The sequence below is a fragment of the Paenibacillus sp. 05T425 genome, assembly GCF_056396205.1.
In genome coordinates this window covers 239,727-266,616 of the sequence record NZ_JBFTLA010000001.1, presented here as the reverse complement: position 1 = coordinate 266,616, position 26,890 = coordinate 239,727, and the positions used below count along the sequence as shown (strand labels likewise).

Annotated in this window: 21 protein-coding genes; 17 read left to right on the top strand and 4 right to left on the bottom strand. The window is 51.9% G+C overall.

Annotation, left to right across the window (positions count from 1 at the left end; translation table 11 throughout):
- The first annotated feature begins 61 nt into the window (after positions 1-61).
- The gene (locus AC1DF0_RS01025; RefSeq protein WP_475823224.1) at positions 62-928 is read left to right on the top strand and encodes a YitT family protein; all 867 of its coding nucleotides are present in this window, start codon (positions 62-64) and stop codon (positions 926-928) included.
- A gap of 61 nt (positions 929-989) precedes the next feature.
- On the opposite strand, the gene AC1DF0_RS01020 is transcribed toward AC1DF0_RS01025, so the two are convergent.
- Together AC1DF0_RS01020 and AC1DF0_RS01015 are read right to left on the bottom strand one after the other, a co-directional pair.
- Positions 990-2,192, bottom strand: a complete 1,203-nt coding sequence (locus AC1DF0_RS01020; RefSeq protein ID WP_477572772.1) for an SLC45 family MFS transporter — start codon at positions 2,190-2,192, stop codon at positions 990-992.
- Between the two features lie 5 nt (positions 2,193-2,197).
- Positions 2,198-2,944, bottom strand: coding sequence for a glycerophosphodiester phosphodiesterase (locus tag AC1DF0_RS01015; protein ID WP_477573119.1), 747 nt, complete (start codon positions 2,942-2,944; stop codon positions 2,198-2,200).
- Between the two features lie 247 nt (positions 2,945-3,191).
- Here AC1DF0_RS01015 and AC1DF0_RS01010 point away from each other — a divergent pair, with 247 nt between their 5' ends.
- From AC1DF0_RS01010 to AC1DF0_RS00950, 13 genes are all read left to right on the top strand, one after another.
- Complete coding sequence (locus AC1DF0_RS01010) at positions 3,192-3,575, top strand: metal-sensitive transcriptional regulator (RefSeq protein WP_442050206.1); 384 nt, start codon at positions 3,192-3,194, stop codon at positions 3,573-3,575.
- A gap of 17 nt (positions 3,576-3,592) precedes the next feature.
- The gene (locus tag AC1DF0_RS01005) at positions 3,593-3,793 is read left to right on the top strand and encodes a copper ion binding protein (RefSeq protein ID WP_442050207.1); all 201 of its coding nucleotides are present in this window, start codon (positions 3,593-3,595) and stop codon (positions 3,791-3,793) included.
- Positions 3,794-3,900: 107 nt separating this feature from the next.
- Complete coding sequence (locus tag AC1DF0_RS01000) at positions 3,901-6,129, top strand: heavy metal translocating P-type ATPase (RefSeq protein ID WP_477572771.1); 2,229 nt, start codon at positions 3,901-3,903, stop codon at positions 6,127-6,129.
- Between the two features lie 21 nt (positions 6,130-6,150).
- Positions 6,151-7,077: a hypothetical protein gene (locus AC1DF0_RS00995; RefSeq protein WP_477572770.1), complete on the top strand. Its 927-nt coding sequence runs from the start codon at positions 6,151-6,153 to the stop codon at positions 7,075-7,077.
- 867 nt (positions 7,078-7,944) lie between these two features.
- Complete coding sequence (locus AC1DF0_RS00990; RefSeq protein ID WP_477572769.1) at positions 7,945-9,384, top strand: ABC transporter substrate-binding protein; 1,440 nt, start codon at positions 7,945-7,947, stop codon at positions 9,382-9,384.
- A gap of 195 nt (positions 9,385-9,579) precedes the next feature.
- Positions 9,580-12,576, top strand: coding sequence for an extracellular solute-binding protein (locus AC1DF0_RS00985; protein ID WP_477572768.1), 2,997 nt, complete (start codon positions 9,580-9,582; stop codon positions 12,574-12,576).
- Positions 12,573-13,538, top strand: coding sequence for a carbohydrate ABC transporter permease (locus AC1DF0_RS00980; protein WP_477572767.1), 966 nt, complete (start codon positions 12,573-12,575; stop codon positions 13,536-13,538). The genes AC1DF0_RS00985 and AC1DF0_RS00980 overlap by 4 nt, the downstream gene beginning before the upstream one ends.
- A 6-nt stretch (positions 13,539-13,544) precedes the next feature.
- On the top strand, positions 13,545-14,408 hold the full coding sequence (locus AC1DF0_RS00975; RefSeq protein WP_475823216.1) for an ABC transporter permease subunit: 864 nt from the start codon (positions 13,545-13,547) through the stop codon (positions 14,406-14,408).
- Between the two features lie 13 nt (positions 14,409-14,421).
- A complete protein-coding gene (locus AC1DF0_RS00970) occupies positions 14,422-15,924 on the top strand; it encodes a hypothetical protein (protein WP_477572766.1) in 1,503 nt (500 codons plus the stop codon).
- On the top strand, positions 15,908-16,525 hold the full coding sequence (locus AC1DF0_RS00965; RefSeq protein WP_442050215.1) for a YIP1 family protein: 618 nt from the start codon (positions 15,908-15,910) through the stop codon (positions 16,523-16,525). Before AC1DF0_RS00970 ends, AC1DF0_RS00965 begins: the two co-directional genes overlap by 17 nt.
- 9 nt (positions 16,526-16,534) lie before the next feature.
- Entirely contained in the window at positions 16,535-18,907 is a 2,373-nt protein-coding gene (locus tag AC1DF0_RS00960) for a DUF5696 domain-containing protein (protein ID WP_477572765.1), read from the top strand.
- A 2-nt stretch (positions 18,908-18,909) separates the two neighbouring features.
- Positions 18,910-19,788 (top strand): ABC transporter permease subunit, encoded by an 879-nt coding sequence (locus AC1DF0_RS00955; protein ID WP_475823213.1) that lies wholly within the window; start codon positions 18,910-18,912, stop codon positions 19,786-19,788.
- A gap of 5 nt (positions 19,789-19,793) precedes the next feature.
- Positions 19,794-20,777 carry a carbohydrate ABC transporter permease gene (locus AC1DF0_RS00950; protein WP_442050218.1) on the top strand — a complete coding sequence of 328 codons (984 nt, stop codon included), beginning with the start codon at positions 19,794-19,796 and terminating at the stop codon, positions 20,775-20,777.
- Between the two features lie 82 nt (positions 20,778-20,859).
- On the opposite strand, the gene AC1DF0_RS00945 is transcribed toward AC1DF0_RS00950, so the two are convergent.
- Positions 20,860-21,777 carry an ArsR/SmtB family transcription factor gene (locus AC1DF0_RS00945; protein WP_442050219.1) on the bottom strand — a complete coding sequence of 306 codons (918 nt, stop codon included), beginning with the start codon at positions 21,775-21,777 and terminating at the stop codon, positions 20,860-20,862.
- 274 nt (positions 21,778-22,051) lie between these two features.
- On the opposite strand from AC1DF0_RS00945, the gene AC1DF0_RS00940 reads away from it, so the two are divergent.
- A complete protein-coding gene (locus tag AC1DF0_RS00940; RefSeq protein WP_477572764.1) occupies positions 22,052-23,023 on the top strand; it encodes a glycoside hydrolase family 43 protein in 972 nt (323 codons plus the stop codon).
- A gap of 297 nt (positions 23,024-23,320) precedes the next feature.
- Here the strand turns inward: AC1DF0_RS00940 and AC1DF0_RS00935 are convergent, their stop codons facing one another.
- Complete coding sequence (locus tag AC1DF0_RS00935) at positions 23,321-24,649, bottom strand: FAD-dependent oxidoreductase (protein WP_477573118.1); 1,329 nt, start codon at positions 24,647-24,649, stop codon at positions 23,321-23,323.
- Positions 24,650-25,060: 411 nt separating this feature from the next.
- Between AC1DF0_RS00935 and AC1DF0_RS00930 the strand changes: the two genes are divergently transcribed.
- Positions 25,061-25,813: an SDR family NAD(P)-dependent oxidoreductase gene (locus tag AC1DF0_RS00930; RefSeq protein ID WP_442050221.1), complete on the top strand. Its 753-nt coding sequence runs from the start codon at positions 25,061-25,063 to the stop codon at positions 25,811-25,813.
- Positions 25,814-25,914: 101 nt separating this feature from the next.
- Positions 25,915-26,655, top strand: a complete 741-nt coding sequence (locus AC1DF0_RS00925; RefSeq protein ID WP_442050222.1) for a GTP cyclohydrolase II — start codon at positions 25,915-25,917, stop codon at positions 26,653-26,655.
- Positions 26,656-26,890: the final 235 nt, after the last annotated feature.

Below are 26,890 nucleotides of genomic sequence, written 5' to 3'. Positions count from 1 at the left end.
AATAAATACCATTTTTGTGCTACAGTTTTAATAAGAAACTCTTATGTTGGAGGTTGGACTATTGGCGAAAGTACATAAAGGATTATCGTTTGGCGAGATCCTGAAACGGTTTATTTTTATTACGATTGGTTCGATCATGATGGGCGTGGCGCTGGAGATGTTCCTCGTGCCGAACCAAGTGATTGACGGCGGGATTGCGGGTATATCGATCATGCTCGCAGCGAAGACGCCATTGCCTATCGGGCTTTATTTATTCGTTGTTAACGTTCCATTCCTAATCCTTGGCTACAAGCAAATCGGCAAGACGTTCGCGATCTCCACGTTATATGGTATCGCGCTCATGTCGGTAACGACGGCCATGCTGCATCATGTTGAAGCGTTCACGGACGAGAAGCTGCTTGCAGTGCTGTTCGGCGGTCTTATTCTCGGTGCAGGCGTCGGTCTCGTTATTCGTTACGGGGGCTCGCTTGACGGGGTGGAGATCGTATCGATTCTGATCTCGAAGAAGATGCGCGTGCCTGTCGGACAGATCATCATGATCTTCAATGTTATCGTGTTCATTATTGCTGGATTCATATTCGGCTGGGATTCGGCCATGTATTCGATCTTCACCTACTATATCGCGATTAAGGTCATCGATATTGTTGTAGAAGGCCTTGAAGAATCGAAGTCGGTAACGATCATCTCCAGCGAGCATGATGAAATATCGACTGCGATTATGGACCGTCTTGGACGGAGCACGACGCTGATCCAAGCGCGCGGCGGCTACTCCAAGGAAGAGACGCAGATGATCTATTGCGTCGTGACGAGGCTGGAGCTCGCGAAGCTCAAATCAATCGTGCAGTCGATTGACGCGAAGGCGTTCATTGCCATCGAGTCTGTATCGGACGTTATGGGCGGCGGCTTCACCAAAGGCAGCATCCACTAAAATAGAAAAAAATCCGAACCACGGTCGAGAGACACGGGTTCGGATTTTTTTATTTAAGGGACTAGGCCGTCGTTGAATGCCCTGTCGTTATTGCATCCCGGGCGAGCCCTTTGTCACTGACGCCGAATAGAAAGGCGAGCGCGATGAGCATGCTGCCGGACGCCACGTAGAACAGGATTTGGTAGCCGAACAGATCGATCAGTCCGCCCATAAGCGGCGGCGAGGCGATCGCGGCGAGAGACGAGAACACATAGTAGATGCCCGTACGTCTGCCAATGCTTTGCTCCTTGCCAAGTCCGATAATGAACGGATACGAGTTGATGTTAATCATCGCCCAGCATATACCCCCCGCCAGCATAAGCAGCCGCAGCGGAAGCAACGTATCGATGAACGTGATCGCAGCGAAAATAATAATGAGGCCGGTAACGCCGATCATGATGATCTTTTTCTTGCCGAACCTGCGGCCTAGCAGTCCGCTCGGGATGGCAGCAAGCACGAGCGCCAGGGAGAAGAAGCCGAGCGAGAAGGCTGACTCCCCTTCCTCTAAGCCAAGATGCTTCTCTCCGTATAAAGTGAACAAGGCTTCAACGCCCTGGTAGGAGAGAAACCAGAAGAAGATGGCGCCAAGCAGGAACACCGTCGGACGGTTGAGCTCGCTCTTGAACGACAGCTTCTCTCTATGTTCGGCAGGGATATAGGCAATCGTATCGCGTTTTTCCTTAATGACCGCCATAAGGATGAATAAGCATATGATCGTTACCACTGCCGAAGAAATAAACGGCAAGGAATGATCCGCGTCATACAGCTTCGAGCCTACGAAGAAGGCAAGCAGCGCACCGATGCCGCCCATGAAATTAATAATTCCGTTCGCCTGCGAGCGCTTGCCGTCCAGCGTAATGTCCGGCATCAGCGCGACAGTCGGCGACCGGTATAGACTCATGGACAAGTTCAAGAGCACCATGAAGGTAACTAACGTTATGAGGCTGACGTGGAACGGAACAAGCGCCGCGAACAAGGCGGCCAGCGGCATGCCGATCATAAGGTAAGGCATTCGCTTGCCGAATCGTGTGTATGTCTTGTCGCTTCGATTGCCGATCCATGGCTGCAGGAAGAGCGCAAAGTAGTTGTCTATTGTCATCATGAAGCCAATCAGCGCCACGCTCGACAGGTAATTGTCCAGGAAGAAAGGGACAAATGCATTGTAAAGCGCCCATGTAAGGCTAATACTAAAAAAACCAAAGCCGAGCAGCCACGTTTTTTTCATGACGGTTACTCTCCTCTCGATTGCAGCACCTGCGCGAGTCGATCCGGATAATCGGTAATGATGCCTGCGACGCCAGCCTCAGCCAAGCTGACCATCTCGGCAGTCTCGTTGACCGTCCACGGGTGATAGGCAATGCCGTTCACGGCCGCCGCATCTATCCACTCCGGCAATACGGCATATTTACTGGCATGCAGCGCCGACGCCTGCAGCGTCTTCGCATATGCCCACGGTTCATACAGCCCTTCGACATACAAGATACCGGTACGGATCTCCGGAGCAAGCTGCGAGCATAGGGCAAGCGAATAATGATTGAAGCTGGAAATAATAACACGATCGGTTAATCCGTAGGTGCGCACCGTGTCGATGACTTGCTGTTCCATGCCTTCATAAAGAAAGACGCCGTTCTTAAGCTCCAAGTTCACTATAGTATCCGTGTCTTTCACAAGCTCCAGCAATTGCTCCAATAGAGGTACTTTCTCCTCGGCGAAGTCAGGATTGAACCAGCTTCCGGCATCCAGCAGTGCTACATCGTCATAATCGGTATCCTTGACGAATTGGTTCAGGCCTGCCGTACGCGCGAGCGATTCGTCATGGATCAGGACGAGTCTTCCGTCCCTTGTTCGTTGTACATCGGTTTCGATCCCTGTCGCGCCAAGCGCCAGTGCTTTGACGAATGCCGCCATCGTATTTTCCGGACAATAGGCGCTCGCCCCGCGGTGGGCAAAGTTAATGAGCTGCGTTGTAATCGTGATTCACCCTTTCTGATTGTTGTGTACGTTTTGTTTCAACTATAACTGACGTTTGTTACCGCAATATTAGAAGTGCTGATGGAACGGAAGAATACGTTTTCACAATAATAGTAACTGAAATGAAGCAAATAGCAAGAGTTATGTATCGGTTCTTTTACACCCTATTTTGCGGGAAAGAAATCAGGCTTTACATACCCCTGCCGGGTATGATAAGATGCAATTATCAAATATACCCCATGGAGGTATGTATATGGCGAAGGAAGAAGCGACAGACGCGAATCATAATCATCAGCATGCGCACGCTACTGACTGCGCCGCGCCGGAAGCGGGAGGCGAGCACTGCGGCTCGAAGACGGAGCGCAAGAGCCACCACTCGGACAAGATGAAGGCGAATCTGACGACTCGGTTGAACCGGATCGAAGGGCAAATCCGTGGCGTTAAGGCGATGATTGATAAGGATACGTATTGCGATGACGTGCTTAATCAGATAGCGGCAGTGCAATCGGCGCTTAACAGCGTCGGCAAGCTCTTGCTTGAAGGACATATGAAGAGCTGCATCGTTGAACGTATCCAGGCAGGCGAGAACGAAGTGATTGACGAGCTTCTGACAACGGTTCAGAAATTAATGAAATAATTTGGGAGGTAATGATAATGACAAACGTAACGCTTACGGTAGAGGGCATGACTTGCGGACATTGTGTTAGCGCGGTAGAGAAGGCGGTCGGCAACGCCGGAGCCGCAGGCAAGGTCGATCTGGCAAGCAAGAAGGTATCGGTGGAATACGATGAGGCGAAAGTGTCGCTAGACGCGATCAAAGCGGCTATCGAGGACCAAGGCTACGACGTTGTATAAGACGAATCAATACTAGTTCAATAGTATAGACGGAGGCTGCCTAGGCCTCCCTATTTTTACTTTAAAATATACCCCATATGGGTATGCGAAATGGCGGTGCAAACAAAATGAGCAAGGTGCAGGAAAGCATTCAAATTACGGGTATGACTTGCGCGGCATGCGCGAATCGGATCGAGAAGGGACTTAATCGGATGGAAGGGGTCGAGGCTACCGTCAACCTGGCGCTAGAGCGCGCCTCCGTCGTCTATGATGCTGGCAAGCAGGACAGCGCCAGGCTGGAGCAGAAAATAATCGATCTCGGTTATGGCGTCGTGAAGCAGGCGCAGGCTGAGAAAGGTGACTATAAGAAACGCGAAATTCGCAAGCAGCAACTAAGGCTGGGCGTGTCCATCCTCTTGTCGCTGCCGCTATTATGGGCGATGGCCGGTCATTTCGCCATGACGTCGTTCGTGCCCGTGCCGGAGCTGTTCATGAACGCTTGGTTCCAGCTCGCGCTTGCCGCGCCGGTGCAGTTCATTATCGGCTGGCCGTTCTACGTCGGGGCATACAAGGCTCTACGCAACGGCAGCGCAAATATGGACGTCCTTGTATCGTTAGGGACATCGGCGGCTTTCTTTTACAGTTTGTATCGCACACTAGAAACATTGAAGCCGTCGATGGCTGGGCACGGAGCGCATAATATCGAGCTTTACTACGAGACGAGCGCGGTTCTGATCACGCTGATCGTGCTTGGCAAGCTTCTGGAAAGCTTGGCGAAGGGCCGGTCTTCAGAGGCGATCAAGACACTAATGGGGTTGCAGGCGAAAGAGGCAACCGTTATACGCGAAGGGCTTGAGCAGAAGATCGCTATTACCGATGTTACGGTAGACGATGTGCTTATTATTAAACCGGGCGAGAAAGTGCCGGTTGACGGCATTGTGATATCGGGTGAATCGACAGTCAATGAATCAATGCTGACCGGCGAGAGCATGCCCGTCGAGAAACGCGAAGGCGATGCGCTCATCGGAGCAACGATCAACAATAACGGCGCGCTGCGCATGAAGGCGACGAGAATCGGCAAGGATACGGCGCTTGCTCAGATCATTCGGGTAGTTGAGGAGGCGCAAGGGTCGAAAGCGCCGATTCAGCGGGTAGCCGATCGCATATCGGGCATATTCGTCCCGATCGTAGTGGGTCTTGCCGTGCTGACGTTCATCATTTGGTTCGCATTCATTGAACCTGGCAACTTCGCACATGCGCTGGAGAAAGCGATTGCCGTACTCGTTATTGCTTGCCCATGCGCATTGGGTCTTGCAACGCCAACGTCGATTATGGCCGGCTCCGGCCGCGCCGCTGAGCTTGGCATATTGTTCAAGGGCGGCGAGCATCTAGAGAGCGCCCACCGCATAGACACGGTTGTTCTCGATAAAACGGGAACGATTACGAAGGGCAAGCCCGAGCTGACAGACATTATTATCGCGAGTTCGAGTTCGTATGAAGAGAAAGAACTGCTGCGGCTTGTAGGCGCAGCGGAGCGTCAGTCGGAGCATCCTGTAGCCGAGGCGCTTGTGTCGGGCATTACGTCCCGCGGGATCGAACTTCCGCAATCGGAGCAGTTCGAAGCGATACCCGGTCATGGTATCGCAGCCAGTGTAGATGGGCAACAATTGTTAATAGGAAATCGCAAGCTGATGCAGATGCGGAACGTAGATGCGTCGGCAGCATACAAGGAGCAAGAGATGCTGGAGGCATCGGGCAAGACCGTCATGCTCATAAGCGTTAACGGCAGCTATTCTGGCATGGTCGCTGTAGCTGATACGGTGAAGGACACTTCGGCTGCGGCTATTGCAAGGCTTAAGCAATTAGGATTGGAAGTATGGATGCTGACCGGAGACAATGAGCGAACAGCGAAGGCGATAGCCGAGCGGGTCGGCATCGACCATGTTAGAGCCGATGTGCTGCCCGAGCAGAAGGCCAAGGCGGTGCAGCGACTGCAGGCCGAGGGCAAGAAGGTTGCCATGGCGGGAGACGGAATTAATGACGCCCCGGCACTCGCAGCGGCAGACATTGGCATGGCGATAGGCGGTGGCACGGACGTTGCGATGGAAGCCGCGGACATTACGTTAATGCGCGGCGACTTGAACAGCATAGCCGATGCGATTAAGATGAGCAGGCTGACGATGGCGAATATTAAGCAGAACCTGTTCTGGGCGCTCGCTTACAACGTGATCGGCATACCGATTGCCGCTGCCGGCTTCCTCGCACCTTGGCTTGCAGGGGCGGCAATGGCGCTTAGCTCGGTATCGGTCGTATTGAATGCGCTAAGACTGCAGCGAATGAATGGAATCGATAGATAGATGAGAGGGAGTACGCGTACGATGAATAATACAGCAGGTATAAACCTGGCCAAACGGATAGCTTGGGCTTCGATCATCTGTGTAAGCCTAATCCTTGCAGGCTGCGGTCAAGCGGAGAACCATGCCGGTCATAATAAGGGTGAACATGAGGAAGCAGGCGCAGTGAATGCGGAAGGCGGCGAACAGACGTCCGGCGGCCATGAAGGTCATGGAGCTTCAAACGAAGGGGAGCAGCAGACCGAAAGCGAAGCAGCATCAGATGATGCCGCTGTAAAGTGGAGCTTCCCGTCAATCGGGATTGCTGCTGGCGAGAAGGTGAAGGCCGAGGTATCCGTCTTCGACAAAAAGGGGCAGCCAATCGATAGCTTCGACATGAACCATGAGAAGCTGATGCATCTAATCGTCGTAAGCGAAGATCTGTCTTACTTCGACCATGTTCATCCCGAATATAAGGAGAATGGGAAGTTCGACGTCGAGCTTGTCTTTCCGTCGGGCGGTGCGTATAAGCTGTATGCGGATTTCATACCGGCCGGAGGCTCGGGAGAAGTCATTGCTGCGAATGTGAATGCTGCGGGCGACGAAGCGGCGGCAAGCAAGTTGACGCCAGATGAGCAGCTTAATAAGACGGTGGAAGGGATTGAAGCTTCATTATCGCTATCCTCCCATCAAGCGGGTGAAGAGGCCGAGCTAACCTTCACGTTCAAGGATGAACAGAGCAAAGCGGATATTACCGACCTGCAGCCGTATTTGGGAGCTATCGGTCATGTCGTCATCGTCAGCGAAGATTTGGAACAATACCTGCATGTGCATCCCGTCGATGATGCAGGCAGCGGCCCTCAAGCCTCCTTCCATACGACTTTTCCAGAAGCGGGTATATATAAGATATGGGGTCAATTCCAGCGAAATGGCGATACCTTTGTCGTGCCGTTCACGATTTCAGTAGACTAGGAAGCTTATTGGGTACTCCAGTACCAAACTGACCCTACGTTTTGCCTGTATTTCATACAGCCTAATCGGTCCCAATTGCCTGTAAAGTTACTTTTGGGTGGAAAACATACAGTCAAACCCGGTATTTTAGCCCTCAACAGCCTTTCACCGTCCATTTGACTGCACCAAATCCAATCAAACTTTGATATCTTGTCGTTGCTAGTCATTTGAATGTATGAAATCCAATCAAATGGCTAGTACGCATCTAGAAGTTCTAAAAGTGACGACCTATTTCGTAAAAAAGTTAATCACTATCGAAAAAGATTAGTTTCAATCGAAACCTCGTCGTTGAACACGGAAAATCAACAGAATAAGCCGCCCACTGGGCGGCTTATTCTGTTTTTATATGACCTTTTTAACACCAATAAACCCAGTAATGGCGCGGACTTAAGGCGATTAACCGCCTCTGGATGGCAAACGCTTACAACTTTTATTTCGAGAATCTGGAATTAGGGGTTGAAAACAGGGAAATTCATGATAGAATAACTTATGTAACAAAATCATTAATCAATTAACATAACGGCTACTGATGGTGGAGGTGAGCTGCGGTGAATGCGATGGTTAGCGGGAACATATAGGTCTAATCACGCTTCGTCATACAGTTAATGAAATTATTAATCGGTTCAGAACCACAAAGGGAGTCAATGGGAGTCATCGCGTTTGAAAGACTATAAGCCTTATATTAACCTCTTTATTGCCGGTAGTAAATGAAAACGTTTACTTTATTTGCGGATCGTTATACGTTCTCGCCGGCGCCATTATTTTTGCGTCTATCCAAGCAAGCGGTGTAAACGAATTGACGGAAGAAGACAAGGGAGGAATTTTCTAATGAAAAAGTTTGCAAGCACTTTCATTCTAGTGTTAGCGATTATTATGCTCGTATCGGCATGCTCCAGCGGATCAGGTACGACCAACACGGGCGGCAATAACGCCGGTGAGAAAGCGACGAATGCGCCTAGCAATGCGGGCGGCAACGCAGAGGGCAATGCAGAAGGCGAAGGCGGCAACGACGCTGCGGTCGAAGAAGACGGCATCGCCAAGTCGGCTATCGATCCTGCTCTCTCTGGTGAAGTTACATTCTGGACGTTCCTAGACAACAAAGAGAAGGACGCAGAATTGCAGAAGGCGTTCAACGCCGTGTACCCGAACATCAAGCTGAAAACAATCTTCGTTCCATTCGCCGACCTGCATGATAAGCTTCAAACGACTTTAGCCGCAGGCAATGGCGCGCCTGACGTAGCGCTTGTCGAGCAAGGTCAATTCACTCGTTACAGCACGGGCGACGTGCTTGAAGACCTGCTTCAGCCTCCTTATGACGCTGGCAAATATCAAGACCAAGTATCCGAGTACAACTGGAATCGCTGGTCGTCCATCGACGGCAGCAAGCTTCTCGGCATGCCTTGGGATGTTACGCCGGCGGTTACTTACTACCGCGCAGACATTTTCGAAGAGCTGGGCTTGCCTTCCGATCCTGCCGAACTCGGCGAGTACATTCAAGATCCAGACAACTTCTTCACGCTTGCCCAGACGCTTAAAGCTAACGGCAAATATTCAATGGAATGGCGCGATTCACCGGTTCACTGGCTGGGCGATTCCCTTGGTTACTATGACGATGAGATGAACTGGGTTCGTAACACAGATGAATTCGTGAAATTCCTGGATATTTCGAAAAAAGTCAATCAACTGAAGATCGCTCCGCATGACGGCATTTACAGCGACAAGGGCAAGCAACGCGTGAAGAAAGGCGAATCCCCAATGTACGTTGCGGGAACATATGGAGCACGCGACCTGGCAATCAACTTCCCAGAGCAATCAGGCAAATGGAGAGCAACGACAATGCCTTTCGGATTGAACGTGGGCATGGGCGGATCGACGTTCGTTATCCCTTCGCAAAGCGCGAACAAAGAAGCGGCATGGGCATTCGTAGAGTTCATTACAACTTCTGAAGAAGCATGGAAGCTATGGATCGAGCAATCGGTACAGCCTGACTGGAAAAACATCACGAGCCAAGAATGGTACATCACGCATACGAATGAATACCTTGGCGGACAAGAAGATATCGCTCTGTACAATGAGCTTGCAAGCAAACTCCCTGTTAGACGTTACACACGCCTTGACGGCATGGCTTGGCCGCTGTGGGTGGAGAACGTTATCGCTGCACTCGATAAGAACATCGATTCCAAGACGGCAATCCAGCAAGCGCAAGAAAATATCGAGAACAAGCTGAAAGCCGAGAAAGATAAGCTGATCAGCGAGCTTCAAAAATAAGTTTTTCGCATGGGAGGCATGCGTGCCTCCCTGCATCGGCTCGACCTATCGCTCGAAACTTTTTGCGGCGCCGCGATATGCGGCGTCTACCGTTTCTTTTGGCGAGGCATGTAGGCAAGTGGCTCATTCGGAACGAAAGCTGCGTCGCGCTGCGACGGCGGCCGTTTACGCTGGTATGCAAGGGGGTGCTCCTTGGTGATTCGTTGGCTGAAAAAGTATAGGGTAACGTTAGTTGTGATTGCCGCATTGGTCTGTTTCGTCATTTGGTGGAACAATTCAAGGGGCTACGATGATAGCGTAATGGCAAGCATTGAGATTGATGAAAGCATTGATGAATCATCGATATTGGAAGGTGAAGACGCGGGCGGTAAGCTCGAGCCGTCTTTTAATAAATATGCGGATAGCTGGAATGAGCAGGGGGCGCAGGATGCGGCCGATTTCAAGCTGTCAATCGAATCCGTGGATTACAGTGCGGTCAGCGATTCGGGAACGCGGCTGGAGAGCGGACTTGGAGATCGGGCGGGCGATTCCGTTGCGCTCATCGACGAGGACAGCTGGGTCGAATATGCGTTTGAAGTGCCGCAGGACGGCTACTATCAAATGGGCATGAGCTACTATGCGCTTGAGGGCAAACGCTCGGCAGTCGTTCGCAGCGTGCAGATTGACGGAGTATATCCGTTCTACCAAGCGAAGAAGCTGGAGTTCCAGCGGATGTGGAAGGAAGAAGGCGAGCCTTGGTTCGATAACCAGGACAACGAGTTCAACCCGCGCAGGGTGGAGACCGCCGGCTGGCAATATCGCGACTTCGTCGATTCCGAAGGCAAGGTATACGAGCCGTTCCGCTTCTATCTGACGAAGGGCAAGCATACGATGCGCATCCAAGCGGTGCGGGAGCCGGCGGCTATCGGTACGATCGATATATTCTCGCCGGTGCATGTGCCGACTTATGAAGAGATGCTTGCTACATATGAGAAGCAAGGCTATAAGAAAACGGATAATCAGCTCATTAAAGCGCAGGCTGAGCTCTCGACCTTGAGATCCGATCCGACGCTGAAGCGGATTGAAGACCGCGAGCCGGCAACGGAGCCGTTCAAGAAGGATTCGATCGCGCTTAACTCGTTCGGCGGCGCGAGCTGGCGGACAGGCGGACAATGGGCGGAATGGGAGATCGAAGTGCCGGAGAGCGGACTGTACGAGCTTGGTGCTCGTTATGGTCAATGGTTCCTGAACGGGATGCCGGTGCAGCGTTCCATCAAGATCGACGGCAAGCTGCCGTTCAAGGAGATGGACGCCATGTCATTCCCGTACAAAGCCGAATGGCAAGTCAAGAAGTTCGGACCGAAGGACGGCGATCCGTACTTGTTCTATCTGGAGCAGGGCAAGCACACGATCCGGATGGAGGTTCAGGTAGGAGCGCTTGGACGGATGCTTGAGACGGTAACGGATACGACGCGCAAAATGTCGCTGCTCGGCCGCGAAGTCATACAAGTAACGGGCACGAACCCCGATCCGAACGGCGACTGGCGTCTCGAGCAGAACATTACGAATCTCGTTCCAAGGCTGCAGTTGATGGCGAAGCGGCTTGACGATACGATCAAAGGGCTTTACGCGCTTGGCGTTAACGAAGGCAGCTCGGAGGTTAGCACGCTGTATGAGGCGCGCGACGTGCTGCTCAGCATGGCAAGCGATACGAAGTCGATACCGGCGCGCATGCTGCAGTTCAACGACTTGCAAGCGGCGCTCGGCACATGGGTGAACGGCCTTAGCAAGCAAAGCATGGTGCTCGACTATCTCATCGTTAAGTCGGCCGACCAAGCATGGCCTAGACCTGATGCGGGTGCGCTCGCGAGAACGGGCACGATGCTCTACGACTTCGCGAGCTCCTTCACGAAAAATTACGGCGGCATCGGCAACGTTTACGAGGACGAGAAGGTGCTCGAAGTATGGGTCGCGCGCGGACGCGACTGGGTCGACATCATTAAGCAGATGATCGACGAAGACTTTACGACCGAGACCGGCATTAAGGTCAACGTTAATACGATTCCTGCGCAGCAGATGCAAGTGCTCTTGCTGGCGAGCACCTCGGGGCTTGCGCCGGACGTAGCGCTAGGCGTCGAGGGTGAGATTCCGATCGACTACGCGGTTCGTAACGGTCTTGTCAATCTAGAGGAGTTCGGCGACTACCAGGATGTGGCGAGCCGCTTCAGACCAGGCGCGCTCATCCCTTACAAGTATAACGGCGGCAGTTATGCGCTGCCGGAGAATCAGAACTTCAATATGCTGTTCTATCGCAAGGATATTATGGAGCAGCTTGGCATTACAGAGGATCAAATTCCGGATACGTGGCAGGAAGTGATGGATCTCATCCCGCTGCTGCAGCAGAACGGCATGGATTTCTTCTATCCGCATGCGCCGAACAACCCTGCTCTAGCTATCAACGAATTCGCTCCGTTCCTGTTCCAGCAGAACAGCGAATTCTACCGCGAGGACGGCAAATATTCCAATCTCGATTCGCCTGAGGCGATGGAAGCGTTCAAGCTGTGGACGGGATTGTTCACGAACTTCAAAATCTCGAAGCAGGCGGATTTCTATAACCGCTTCCGGTCCGGCGAAATGCCGATCGGCGTAGCGGATTATTCAACCTACGTGCTGCTTTCGACGGCGGCTCCGGAGCTTACCGGCTGGTGGGGCATGAAGCCGATGCCGGGAACCCCGCAGGCTGACGGCAAGATCAACCGTTCCACGGGCGGTCTCGCTCAGACGGGCATGATCTTCAAGGATACGGAAATGAAAGACGAGTCGTGGGAGTTCTTGAAATGGTGGACCAGCGCGGATACGCAGGAGCGTTTCGGCTCGGAGCTGGAATCGCTGCTCGGCGTTGAAGCTCGCTGGAACACGGCGAACATCGAGGCGCTGCAGCGCATGCCTTGGCAATCGTCCGACATCGATGCCATTCTGGAGCAATGGGAGTGGTTCAAGGAGCGCGAGGTCGTTATCGGCGGCTACTACACGACAAGGCATATCGCGAACATCTGGAACCAAATCGTACTGAACGGCAAAATACCTCGCGAAGCCGTTGAAGAAGGCGTTAAGGAAATCGACAAGGAGCTTCGCAAGAAACGTGAGGAATTCGGCCTCAATACCGAGGGTAGCGCGCAAGAGAAAACGGCAGAAGGAGGCGTAAGCCCGTGAGCATAGAGACGAGTACGGCAACTGGGCCGGCGGTCGGCGCCGAGCGCCTTCCGAAGAAGCAGGGAAAGCTCAGCCTGCTATGGCAGGAAATGAAGAGAAACAGGGTATCGTACCTGTTTCTCGCCCCTTTCCTCATTTTATTTACGCTGTTCACGATCGTTCCGGTCGTCACATCGGTGTTCCTCAGCTTCACGTATTACAACATTCTGGAAGCTCCGAGATTCATCGGGCTGTCGAACTATCGGCTGCTGTTCGTCGATGACGATATCTTCCTGAAGGCAATCGGTATTACGCTCAAATTCGCTTTCATTACCGGCCCTGTCGGTTACGCGATGGCATTCCTGCTCGCTTGGCTCATTAGCCAAATTCCGCAGAAGTACCGGTTTTTCTATACGCTGTGCTATTACACGCCTTCCATTACGAGCGCAACGGCGATGTCCGTCGTCTGGCTCTACTTGTTCGCCGGCGACCGCAAAGGGCTGCTGAATTACTTCGCGACGCAGCTTGGCATTATCGACGAACCATATTTATTCCTGCAAAATATTAATTCGATCGTACCCGTCATTGTCATCGTATCTCTCTGGATGTCCATGGGCGTCGGATTCCTTGCTTTCCTTGCCGGTCTGCAGAACGTTCCGAAGGATCTGTACGAGGCGGGCGGCATTGACGGCATCAAGTACAGATGGCAGCAACTGTTCTATATTACGATTCCGTCCGTTAAGCCCCAATTGCTGTTCGGAGCCGTCCTTCAGGTCGTATCCTCTCTGACGGTATTCGACGTCAGCGTGCAGCTTGTCGGCTTGCCGAGCCCGCTCTATGCGGGGCATACGATATTGACGCATTTATTCGATTACGCCTTTATCAAATTTGAGATGGGTTATGCGGCAGCGATTGCGGTTGTGCTGTTCTGCATGATGATCGGCCTTAACCGTCTCATTTTCAGATGGCTAGGAAAGGACTGAACCAAGATGACTGGCGCGGTAAAAGGCAGGAGAATCGATTGGGGCGGCATCTTCCTCTATCTATTCCTAACATTGTTCGGTCTTCTGATGCTGGCTCCGCTCGTGTACATGGTATCGACGGCCTTCAAGCCGACGAGCGAGCTATTCCTATTTCCACCGCGGTTTTTCGTGAACAATCCGACCTTGGTCAATTTTCGCGACTTGCTGCTTATAACCGGAACGACCAGCGTTCCATTCTCGCGCTTTATCTTCAACAGCTTGCTGGTCAGCTCCTGCATTGTCGGCTTCGGGATCGTGATCTCCGCGATGGCCGCCTATCCGCTGGCTAAGCACAATATGCCGTTCCGCGGCGCGATCTTTAATATGGTCGTGCTGGCGATTATGTTCTCGCCAATGGTCGTGCAGATCCCGCAATACTTGCTCATTAGCAAGATCGGGCTTATCAATACGTATTGGGCGATGATTCTTCCGTACTTGGCTGCTCCTATCGGCATGTTCCTGATGACGCAATTCCTGCGCCAAATTCCGGATGCGCTGCTCGAAGCGGCGAGGATCGACGGAGCAAGCGAATGGAAGGTGTTCTGGAGCGTCATTATGCCGATGCTGAAGCCGGCTATTGCCACGTTTGCGTTGTTCAGCTTTATCTCGGCCTGGAACGATCCGTATCCGGCGATGGTATACACGACTGATCAGGATATGAAGTCGCTTCCGCTTGCGATCCAGACGATCAGCGGCGGCTACGGCGTCGTTGCGCGCGTCGGCACGCTGGCTGCGGCCAGCCTGCTGATGATTATTCCGACGATTATCGTCTTTATCGTAACGCAGCGCATGGTGCTGCAGACGATGGCGCATTCAGGTCTGAAAGAGTAGGGGGACAACCGGGATGAACCATTTGACCAAATTCCGATACGTCATCGGTACGGCGCTGGCCGTAGCGATGCTGCTTACCGCATTGCCGCCGGTACAATCATTTGCGGCTACGCCATATGACGGGTACACGATCAACAATCTAAGGCAAGACGTTCATTCGATTAACGGTTATGTGTACGAGCGCTCGATAGACGGCTATGAGTTGTCATCGGGGCCGTTCGTCGCGCCGGAAGACGTATTTCTTGGCGATGACGGTACGGTCTACGTCGTTGATACAGGCAACAGCCGTATCGTCCACCTGGATAAGGACAATAACGTCATCAAGATTGTCGGCGATCCGGAAGGCGACGGTATGCTGAATGAACCGAAGGGCGTATTCGTCAAGCCGGACGGCACGATCTTCGTCGCCGATACGAAGAACCAGCGCATCGCTATTTACGACAAAGAAGGCAAGTTCATGAAGGCGTACGGCAAGCCGGACAATCCGCTGCTTGGCGCGACATTCTCGTATTCGCCTTCCAAGCTGCTCGTCGACAAGCGGAACTACATGTTCGTCGTCAGCGACGGCAATACGCAAGGTCTCATTCAGATTGATCCGAACGGGAAGTTCAAAGGCTTCTACGGCGCGAATCATATCGGGTTCAGTTGGAAGCGCTTGATCGATAATTTGATCGCGACGGACGAGCAGAAAGCGAAGCTTGCTGTCGTCAAGCCGCTCGAATTCTCGAACGCGGTCCAGGACGCCGAAGGCTTTATCTATACGTCAACGCTCGGTACGGAAACGAATCAACTGAAGCGGCTCTCGCCTGTAGGCGTGGATACGCTTAATATCGGAGAGCGCCGTTACGGCGGACGCTTCGACGCAGGCCCGTTCTCGGTGCCTTCGTTCCTCGATATTGCCGTCGACAAGGACGGCGTTATGACGGCGCTCGATCTGCAATCAAGCAAAGTGTATCAATACGACAAGTTAGGCAATCTGCTGTTCGTCTTCGGCGGCCTTGGCAATCAGAACGGCTTGTTCATTACGCCGTCGAGCCTTGACCAATCGGAAGACGGGATCGTATACGTCGTGGACAAAGGGCGCAATCGGATCGATCTGTTCCGCACGACGCCATTCGCCGATCTCGTGCACGATGCGTCACGGTTGTTCGTGGACGGTCGCTACAAAGAGGCGGAAGGCATGTGGAATGAAGTGCTGCGCTATAACGTCAACTTCGATCTCGCTTACCTCGCTATCGGGAAGTCGCTCTACAAAGCGGAGAACTACAAGGATGCGATGACGTATTTCGAGCTGGCAAGGTCCCGCGGCGATTACTCGCTCGCATTCAAGGAATACAGGAAAGAGTATATTCGCGAGCACTTCGGGTGGATCTGTCTGATTCTGATCACGCTGTTCATCGTGCTGCGGTATTTGATTCCGCTCTTATGGAGAAGGCTGATGGCTTTGCTGGACGTGCGCCGCACCGCAAGAGTCGGGTTGATTAAGGAAGGGGTGCCCCATGATCGCAACGTTTAGATTGATGCGGCAGGTGCTCGTGCACCCGATCGACTTTTTCCATGACATTCAGGAGCCTGGTCGTATCCGGTGGAGAGATGCGATCATCGTCATGGCGATGACTTATATCGCAAGAATGGCTGCCATTCTCGTTACGGGTTACGCGTTCGAGACGAGAGAGCCTTACGAAATTTCATTCCTGCATGAATTCATTTGGATGATCGCGCCGTGGCTGACCTGGACGGTTGCGAACTGGGCGGTCAGCGCCATTCTCGAAGGCGAGGGCAAGTTCAAAGAGGTGTTCGTAGGCAGTGCGTTCGCGTTCGTGCCGTATGCGATCTTCATTGTGCCGATTACGCTGATGACCAATTTTATCGCGCTGGACGAAAATTCGATTTATAACTTTTTGATCAACTTCACGATCTATTGGGTCGGCTGGCTGCTGCTGCTTAAGGTTAGGATCATTCACGACTTTGAGATCGTCAAGATGCTGTGGATTACGTTCCTTAGCGTCGTCGGCGTCCTAATCATATGGTTTGTCGGCATATTGATGTTCGGCTTGATGAATCAGCTGATTAATTTTGTGGTAGATCTGTTCAAAGAAATCAACTTCCGGAGGTAGGTGAACGAAATGAGGAAACAACGAAAATGGCTCATCATGGCTGCGCTTCTGCTCGTTGTCAGCATCTTCCCTCACTTCGGGGCCGCTGAAGGCGACATCCGGGTACTGGCGGAGCAGGATGCCGGCGACACAGAGGCAAGCGCGGGCAGCGACGAGAGTGCGGCCGCGGAGGAACAGCCGGCTGAAGAGCCCGTGGAAGAGGAGACGCCGGCCGATACGGCATCGGATACGCCTGTGGAAGGCGAAGATACGGGCGAGGTGAAGCTGTACCCCGTATCGGCGGTGAAGGAAATCGCATCGAACGATGCGTATACGATGTATATCGACGAGAAGACGGGCAACATTCGTCTTGTCGACAACAAGACGAAGAAGGAATGGCTCGGTACGCCGCAGTTGCCGCGTACGACGATGCCGAACAACAAGAAGTTCATGGACTCTGCCGCCCATGTGAAGTACACCGAAGGGGTCGATACCGTCCAAACGTACTTGGCGAAAGAGAAGGAGAACAAGCTGTCCATCGAGGCAATCGACGGAGGTGCTCGAATCACCTTTACGTATACGAAGGAAAAGCTTGAGTTCGCCATGGAATACCGGCTGCTTGAGGACGGCTTCGAGGTGACGATTCCCGAGAGCTCGATTAAGGAAACGGGGGTTGCCCGGTTCGTCAGCATCGAGCCTCTGCCGTTCTGGAATGCCGCGGCGAAGACTGACGAAGGATCGCTGTTCCTGCCGGACGGCTCCGGCGCGCTTATGAATTACAAGGAAACGCACCCGCAATATTTCGCAGGTTACTCCGAGATGATCTACGGTGCCGATCCGGCCTATCTCTCGCGAACGAACGAGAACATCATCGAAGAAATATGGCGGCAGAGCCCGGCGCCTAAGGAGAGCATAGCGTTGCCTGTATTCGGCAATTACCGGAACGGCATCGGCTCGCTTGGCATCGTGACGAAGGGTCAATACGATGCGAAGGTGAATGGGACGCCGTCGGGCATCCGCGCGATCGATTATTACCGCACGTCGACGGAGTTCGTATATCGCTGGGACGATATTATTTTCATAGGAACATCCGGTCAAATTCCGTTTTTCCAAGGGGATTGGATCAAAGGCGACCGCCAAGTGCGCTACGTGCTTTTGCAAGACGAGAAAGCTGGTTATGTCGGCATGGCGCAGGCGTACGGTGCTTACTTGCAGAACGTGCAGGGCGTGCTGCCGTCAGAGCCAAGCGGTAGCGCAGCTCCATTCAAGGTTAAGCTGATGGGCGGCATTCTGCGCGACGAGGTGCTGGGCGATACCTTCATCTCGATGACGACATTCGATGAAGCGCGCGTGATCATCGATACCTTCGAGCAGAAGGGGATACGCAATCTGGAGCTTACGTTCTCGGGCTGGTCGGAGGACGGTCTGTACGGCGATCAACCCGACCACTTCCCGGTCGAGAAGAAGCTCGGCGGTTCGAAGAATTTGAAGGACCTAGCCGCGTATGCCGCCAACAAAGGCGTGAAGCTGTATCTCGAAGCCAATTATGCCCGTGCTTATTCGGATAGCGACGGCATGAAGAAAAGCAAGGACGCCATTCGCGGCATGGACCGCGAAGCGGCGGAGAGCACCGATTATTACATCGGAAGCAGATGGAACAATGATAGCCGAATGTTCTATTGGATGAAGCCTGAGCGTGTCATTGCTAAGCATCTGAACAAGGAGCTGGACAGCTATAAGAAGCTTGGCGTCGCCGGCGTACACTTCGATTATTGGGGCGATACGCTTTATTCCGATCTCGATCGCAAGTCGCCGTTGTCGCGGGACAAAACGGCTTCCGCTTGGGTCAACGCTATCGATGCGGCGCGCGAGAAGCTTGGCGGCGCGAAGGTCGATTACGGCTTCGGCTACATGCTTGGCCATATCGACAGCATCGATGGAGCGCCGCTCGATTCCAGCCATTTCATCTACAACGATGAGACCGTTCCTTTCTATCAAATCGCGGTTCGCGGCTTGGTACCTTATACGGCGGGTGCGATGAATCTGCGCGACGATTGGAATAATGAGCTGCTGCGCATGGTGGAATACGGAGCGTTGCCGAGTCTGGAGCTGACTTACGAATCGACCTCCAAGCTGCAACGAACGATGGAGGATCGCTTATGGAGCTCCGAGTACAAGCAATGGATTGATGCGGCGGTTCAGGAGTATGAGGCGCTTGCGCCGATCTACTCAGCCATCTCGGGCCAAGCGATCGTGGACCATGAGAAGCTTGCGAAGGATGTCTATCGCACGACGTACGCGAACGGCACGAAGGTCATTGTCAACTACGGCCAAGCGGCTGTGACCATAGACGGCACAGCGGTACCGGCAGCGGGCTACGCGATGCAGAACGGAGGGGAATGAGCATGGGCAAAAAATTTGGGCTCTCGATGAGAGGCCGTCACATCTTGGAAGGCTACTCGTTCATTTCCATATGGATCATCGGGTTTCTGCTGTTCATGCTGTACCCGCTGGGCGTATCGCTCTACTACTCGTTCAATAACCTAGAGGTGACGCAGCACGGCCTTATTGCAACCTATGCAGGCTTCGAGCATTACCGGGCGGCGTTCGCGACGGATATCGATTTCCGTCCATTTCTGCAGAGCACGGTAACGACGATGCTGACGCAAGTGCCGCTGATCCTTATCTTTTCAATGATGAGCGCGCTGCTGCTTAACCGCCAGTTCCGGGGCAGGATGCTGTTTCGCGGCATCTTCTTCCTGCCGGTCATTATAGCTTCCGGCGCTATCTTGCGAGAGCTGCTGGAGCAAGGCGCGGCGCAGTTGCCGATCTTCTATCAATCGGATCTTTATACGAAGCTGAACGCCTTCATCCCCGACGATATTCTAGAGCCGCTGCTTCTGTATGCGGAATCGCTGACGATGGTCATGTGGGATTCCGGCGTTCAGATATTAATCTTCATCGCGGGTTTGCAGACGATTTCTCCATCGCTCTATGAAGCAGCGAAGTGTGATGGAGCGACGAAGTGGGAAAGCTTCTGGAAAATTACGTTCCCGATGATTATGCCGATGCTGTTCGTCAATACGCTGTACAGCATCGTCAACTCATTCACGAAGCCGGACAACAAGATCATGGACTACATTAACAACATTGCGTTCAAGTCGAACAACTACGCCTACGGTTCGGCGATGGGCTGGATTTATTTCGTAGTCATATCCATTATATTGGCGATAGTCTTCTTTATCTTCCGCAGAAGCTTATCGGCGAGCGAAGGCAGGAGGTAGAGTCGATGTCGATCAATTCAACTAGCGTAACAAGCAAATATACCGATTTGCAGAGCAAGGCGAAGGACGTCTGGAAAGTAACCTGGGTCAAGCGCGGCCGCGGCATTATCGGAACGGTATTTTATTACATGGTCATCTTGAGCTTGGCGTTCGTCTTCATCTATCCGCTGCTCTATATGGTCTCGAAGTCCCTTATGCGGCCGGAGGATGTTGCCGATGCGACGATTCAATGGATTCCTAGACAGTTCAGCTTGCAGAACTACGATATCGCCTTGGAGGCGATCAACTTCTGGCCGGGACTGCTGAACAGCATCATTATTTCGTTCGGGAGCGCGATTCTTCAGGTGCTTAGCTGCTCGCTCATAGGCTATGGCTTTGCCCGGTATAGGTTTCCTGGTCAGGCGCTGTTCCTAGCACTAGTCGTCTTCACCTTCCTGGTGCCGCCGCAGACGTTCGTCGTGCCGTTGTTCAAGCTGTTTCTAGATATGGGCTGGGTCAACACGCATCTGCCGTTCATCGTCCCCGCTATTCTGGGTCATGGGTTAAAAGGCTCGTTGTTCGTCCTTATCTTTATCCAGTTCTACAGCAGGCTTCCGCATGTATTAGAGGAGGCGGCGCGGATCGACGGCGCTGGCGCATTCCGCACCTATTGGACGATCATGTTCCCGCTCGCCAAGCCGGCGATGCTCGTCGTGTTCCTGTTCTCCGTCGTCTGGCATTGGAACGATCTGTTCGAGCCCAACCTGTATTTGCTCGTGCCGGAGTACTTCAATCTGGCGCAAAATATGGCTTTCTTCAACGGCAATGCGAACCTGAATCTGCAGCAAGCTACGACGTCCGTTTCGAGCACAATCGGGCTTGCGCCGACGCTGCAAAATCAGATCATGGCTGGCGTTATGCTTACTATATTGCCGGTTCTGCTGCTGTATATGTTCACGCAGCGTTATTTCGTAGAGAGCGTGGAGCGGGCAGGTATTGCAGGCGAATAGCCGCAAGCAAAAGACGGTCTTCAATAATGGAAGACCGTCCGATAGGAGCATGGGGAGAAATGCGGCTTAAGCTGTATTTCTCCTATTCATTTCTTTCGTAATACAGGCGCATAATGATGTCTTGATTGTAGTTGCCGAATCCGGAACCGAACAAGGTAACGCCGCCCACGTTCTCGGCATCCTCTTCTACCGCGATTTTGAACTTCCATTGTTTCCTTGTCACATCAAGCTGATCGAGCGTTACGTCGGATATTTGCTGCCCGTCGATAAAGGTTCCTTGGTTATTGATTTTCAGGCGCTTAAGCAAGCCGTATTGGTTGACGGCATCCCACCACCAATCGGGAGTGAACTTGCCTCGTTTTGTTCCGCCGAAGTCGCCGGGGCTCGTCCATATTCCGATCTTAACGTCGTTGAAGTAGAAGCTGATGTCAGACGGCCAATTTTCATTGGCATCTGGCGCTTCCGACGAGATCTCGAATGAAATCTCAAGCTCGTTCGGCTTCTCGCTCTTAAGCAGGAAGTTAGCTGCTTTATATTCGATAAAGCCGCTTGTGAACCATAGTATCTTGGCGTTAATCCGTTCGGCATCGAGGAAGAATCGAGGCTCATCGAACATGCCGATTACTTTCGTCGTTGTCGACAGCCCGCATGTAGGCTCTACCTCGAAATCGGTGTAGTGGCCGATGGATATAATCGTCTCATGGTAAGTACGCATGGCGGCGCGGTTCTTGGATGGAAAATCGATTTCAATGCTGTCCGTAATAAGTTTGCACATCTTCTTCGTGCCGCCGCCGCTCGAGATCATCTCGGAGCTGATTATCCCAGCCTTCTCGAGCTTCTTCACATGCATCGTAATGATCGGGCTGCTAAGCTCCAAGGCTTGCGCCAGATCTTTAATGTTCATCTCCTGCTGCGACAATAATTGAATAATACGCAGACGAACATCGCTGGCCAGAGCTTCATAGATCGGCAGGTGCGCAGTCGTAACATCGATCTTCATAATCTTCACTCCACTCTAAGATTGGTGAACAGCGATTTATTAATTTGTTCTCGGATTAACATCAGGCGAAAGTGCTTGGAGAAGCAAATGCTAAAAGGCCCAATGGCACGAAAAATAAATGTCGAATCACCGTTGTGACACTTCTTTTATACTTATATTTTATATGTAAATAGGTAAATTGACAAACACATTTTCTTTGATATTATATAAAATATTAATCAATTAATAAAACTGTGAATAATTAACTGGAATCGGAATTGGAGGAAATAATAGAGTGGAAACGACACAGGGAATTGGAAATACGCAGACGGTTTATCGAAATCCTCTAGTCGAGCAGCGCGCCGATCCATGGGTACTTAAGCACACGGACGGGTATTACTATTTTACGGGTTCCGTGCCCCAGTACGATCGCATTGAATTAAGAAGAGCGACGACGATTGAAGGGCTCACTGCGGCGCCGGCAACTGATATTTGGCAGAAGCATGACAGCGGTGTGATGAGCAGAAATATTTGGGCACCGGAAATTCATTATATTGCGGGCAAATGGTACATCTACTTCGCTGCCGGAAGAGTCGACGAGCCTTTCGCGCACCGGATGTACGTGCTGGAGAATGATGCGGTCAATCCGCTAGAGGGCCAGTGGGTAGAGAAGGGAGCGATTAAGACGGCATGGGACAGCTTCTCGCTTGATGCGACGAGCTTCGAGCATAATGGCGAGCAGTACTTGGTGTGGGCGCAGAAGGATCCGGAGATCGCGGGCAATACGAACTTATATATCGCTGAGATGGACAATCCATGGACGCTAAGGAGCGAACAGGTGCGAATTACGAAGCCGGAATTAGATTGGGAAGTGATCGGCTTCCTCGTCAATGAAGGCGCTGCCGTGTTGAAGCGCAACGGACGGATTTTCTTAACGTATTCAGCGAGCGCAACCGACCATAACTATGCAATGGGGATGCTGACTGCCTCTGAAACAAGCAATCTGCTTGACCCGGCTTCCTGGACGAAGTCAGAAACGCCGGTATTCGCAAGCAATCCGGACGCCAGTCAGTACGGTCCGGGACATAACAGCTTTACCGTTTCGGAGGATGGCATGCAGGATATCTTAATCTATCACGCCCGCAGCTATAAGGAGCTCGACTGCGACCCGCTGTTCGATCCGAACCGCCATGCGCGCGCCAAAGTAATCGAGTGGCGCAGTGACGGAACGCCGGACTTCGGCAAGCCTGAGGCAGATAACGTGTAAGTATGTGCTGACAGCCGAAGGAAGTTAAAGCAAGAAGGACCTACCGCATGAGATACGGTAGGTCCTTCTTTAGTCGTTAACTCACATCCAACGAATCCTATTAACCTTATTGTACCTATTAAACCAAATCCGCTCTTATTAAGAATCTAGATATTCTTATTTGTCCTTGGGTTAACGAATTCGACCTCAAAGCTGAAGAATAAGGATATATGGATTCGTTAGATTGTGATTGGAGCACAGAAGTGATGAATAGAGTTACCTAGATTCGTTAGACGGTGCCTGAGTGTTGAGTGTGATCTAGATCGCTTGCAGGCCAGCCCGGTTAAGAAGATTCCATGGCTTGTTGTAATGCGGCTGGAAGAAGAAGTCGACGAAGCTCAGCTCATCCATCGTCATCTCGTTCTGGATACATACCGACAGCGTATTGATCGCTTGCGTCAGATCGACCTTCGATAGGATTTGCGCGCCTACGATTCTGCCTCCGTCTGCCTCATAAACAACTTTGAGCAATACTTTCTCATAGGTAGGCATGAACTCTGGACGGTAGTTGTCTTCGATTGTGACACTTTTCACATTCATTCCCGCAGCAACTGCTGCCGCTTCCGTCATGCCTGTCGATGCGATATTGTTATCGTAGATCTTAATGCCCGACGTTCCTTGCGTCCCCAAGTACCTAACCGTAGGTTTCACCAAATTTCTCGCGACGAGCGTTCCCATTCTAACAGCGTTTGTAGCAAGCGGAATGTAAGCGTGCTGTCCAGTCGGATTATAATGAACGGCGCAGCTGTCGCCAGCGGCGAAAATATCAGGTTTGCTTGTGTGCATGAAGCTGTCCACGATAATAGCTCCATTCGGCAGCATATCGACCTGCCCCTTCAATAGCTCGGTGTTCGGACGGAAACCGATGCAGAGTACGACGAGATCGGCTTCATATTCGCCGGCGGTTGTATTCACTTTCGTTACTTGCCCGTCTTCCCCGGTAAACGATGTAACCATTTGGCCGAGCGCAAGCGTAACGCCATTGTCCGCGAATTGCTGCTCAACGACCGTAGTGAACGACTCATCCAAATATTTGAACAATACACGATCCATATTATCGATTAGCGTTACTTGCTTGCCGAGCTCCTCGAATGCTTCCACGAGCTCGATGCCGATGTAGCCTGCGCCAATGACGGCGATGTGTTTCGCATGTTTCGCTTTCTCGATAATCGTTTGCGAATGATTGTAGTTTTTGCATAAGACGATATTATCAAGATCGATACCTTCCATCTGTGGAATGATAGGCCACGAGCCCGTTGTCATGACAAGCTTATCGAACGTATCGACGAATGCTTCACCGGTAGTAAGGTTGCGAACCTCGATCGTCTTGGCATCCGTATCGATGGCGAGCACATCATGCTTCATATGGGTTGTTACGCCAACTGCTGCGAGTTGGTCCGGCGAAGCGTAGAACAGCTGGTTAGCGTCCTTCACGATACCGGCAACATTCAGAGCGATTCCGCACGACAGGAAGGAGATGTTGTCATTTCTTTCATAAACGGTAATAGCAGCCTCCGGATAAAGGCGGGCCATCTCAGTAATAGCAGCAGTTCCGGCATGTGTACATCCAACAACAACAATTTTCATCATCTTCAAACGCCTCCTTGTATGGGTGCAGACTTCCCGATAGGGAAGACTCCTAACATCGTGAATTAATTCACAACCAACTATACAATGTGAAAACATTCACAACCACTTCTTGCTATTATCATATTCCTTTCGCGACGAAATGACAATGAATAAATTGTGACAAAATTCACAAACATATTTTCACCACATCAGAAACTTTAAGTGCTTTACAGTGATAAAGCGTAAGGAGATCATTCTGATTGGCGGGGCGATAAAAACTTCCGCTTAAACGCGGTCGCTCATCCTCGAAGTACTCCGATAGGAGTTTTTCTCATAATAAGTTTTGGTGGCGATGGCGCTTTGGCAGTTGAATTGTATAAAATAAAGATAGGCTGAACCGAATCGTAAAAGAGAAATGGAGGGTCCAATTTGGAATATGCGTTCACGGGTAAGGTTGTGCTAATTACTGGCGCAGGCGGCGGCATTGGACGCGTTGTCGCGCTAGCCTATGCGCAGCAGGGCGCTGTCGTTGTGATTACGGATAAGCTGGAGGACAAGCTTGAAGAAACCGCGAGTCTGCTTCAGGAGAAGGGCTTCGATTCACACCGATACGGGGCCGATATGAGCAAGCCGGAGCAGATTGTTGCCCTGATTGACCAGATCGGCGAGCTGCTTGGAACGATTGATATCGTCATTAATAACGCGGGATTCGGCATTTGGAAGTCGCCTTATGATCTAGAGCTTGATGAATGGGATGATGTTATAAATACGAATCTTCGCGGCACATTCGTATGCGCGAGGGAAGCTGCTAAGCTGATGCGTGCAAGCGGAGGCGGGTCGATTGTCAATATTTCTTCGACTAGGGCGCTGATGTCCGAGCCGAATTCGGAGGCGTATGCCGCTTCCAAAGGAGGTATTCTGTCGCTGACCCATGCGCTGGCCGTATCGCTTGGGCCCGATCGCATTACGGTGAATGCGATATGTCCAGGCTGGATTGAGAACGGCGATTACAGTCAGCTTCGTTCCGAGGACCATACGCAGCACCCAGCTCAGCGTGTTGGTCGGCCTAGCGATATTGCGCGGGCATGCCTCTACTTGACGAACCCTCAGAACGATTTTATAACAGGCACAAGCTTAACCATCGACGGTGGCATGACGCGAAAAATGATCTATGAAGAGTAGCTCATCAAGCTAGCGGCCATGTGAAGCGTTTGGCATAGGGGCTGCACGCGGCGAACATAATAGAACATATCGTACTTATGAAGAGTTAGGAGCCTACCTTTATGTATAATGAAGCGTTGTCGATATTGGATCATAAGATTAAGGCGATCGAGAGCGATACGGGCATGATTTATTTGGTCGGACCGATTCGACTGCCGGTTCACCTTGGCGAAGGAGAAGCGATCTTCCAGTGGTATTGCTGGCTGAGCTGTGAAGAGAAGCTGGAGGACGAGGAGCAGATCATTAAGAAGCTGTCGTCCGTAAATCTTGCCGAGATGCAGCAATCCAGCGTGCTTGTGTATGGCGACTTCGAGGAAGCGGACGAGGCATGGATTCGGATGCACAGCATCTGCCATACCGGCGATATATTCGGCAGCATGCGCTGCGACTGCGGGTTCCAATTGCATGAGTCGATGCGCAGAATCGTCCAGAAGGGTGCAGGCGCTCTGTTCTACTTGGCTAATCACGAGGGGCGGGGGATCGGCCTGTTCAGCAAAGCAATGGCCTATTTGCTGCAAGAGAAAGGTTATGATACTGTCGATGCGAATCTCAAGCTTGGTTTTGCCGATGATGTACGCAATTACGGTGATGCGATTAAGGTGCTGAAAGCGCTCCGTTCCAAGCCCGTTTCACTTATAACGAATAATCCGCGCAAGCGCGATGCGATGCAGGAAGCAGGCATGGCGGTAACGGAGCTAATTCCGTTATGGGGCGACAGATCCGAATACAACGAGCGCTACCTGGATACAAAGGTTAATCGGTCGGGACATCTAACTACGGTATCGGCTTGTCCGAATGATTAGCAGCGTATAAATTGGACAGGGCTGCCCTGCCAGCAGTAAATCTGCTAGCGGGACAGCCCTTAATTATTGCTTATATTTAACCGGACCTATGCGTGAGTGACAGGTCGTATGGAATCCCCATGTTAACAGCAAACAGCAAATGTACTCTTAGTTGCTTAACTACGCATCCTAAAACAACGAAAGCCCTACCTCTCTTCCGTCCTTGCGGCTCCGATGACCGCGCCAGTGTGAAATA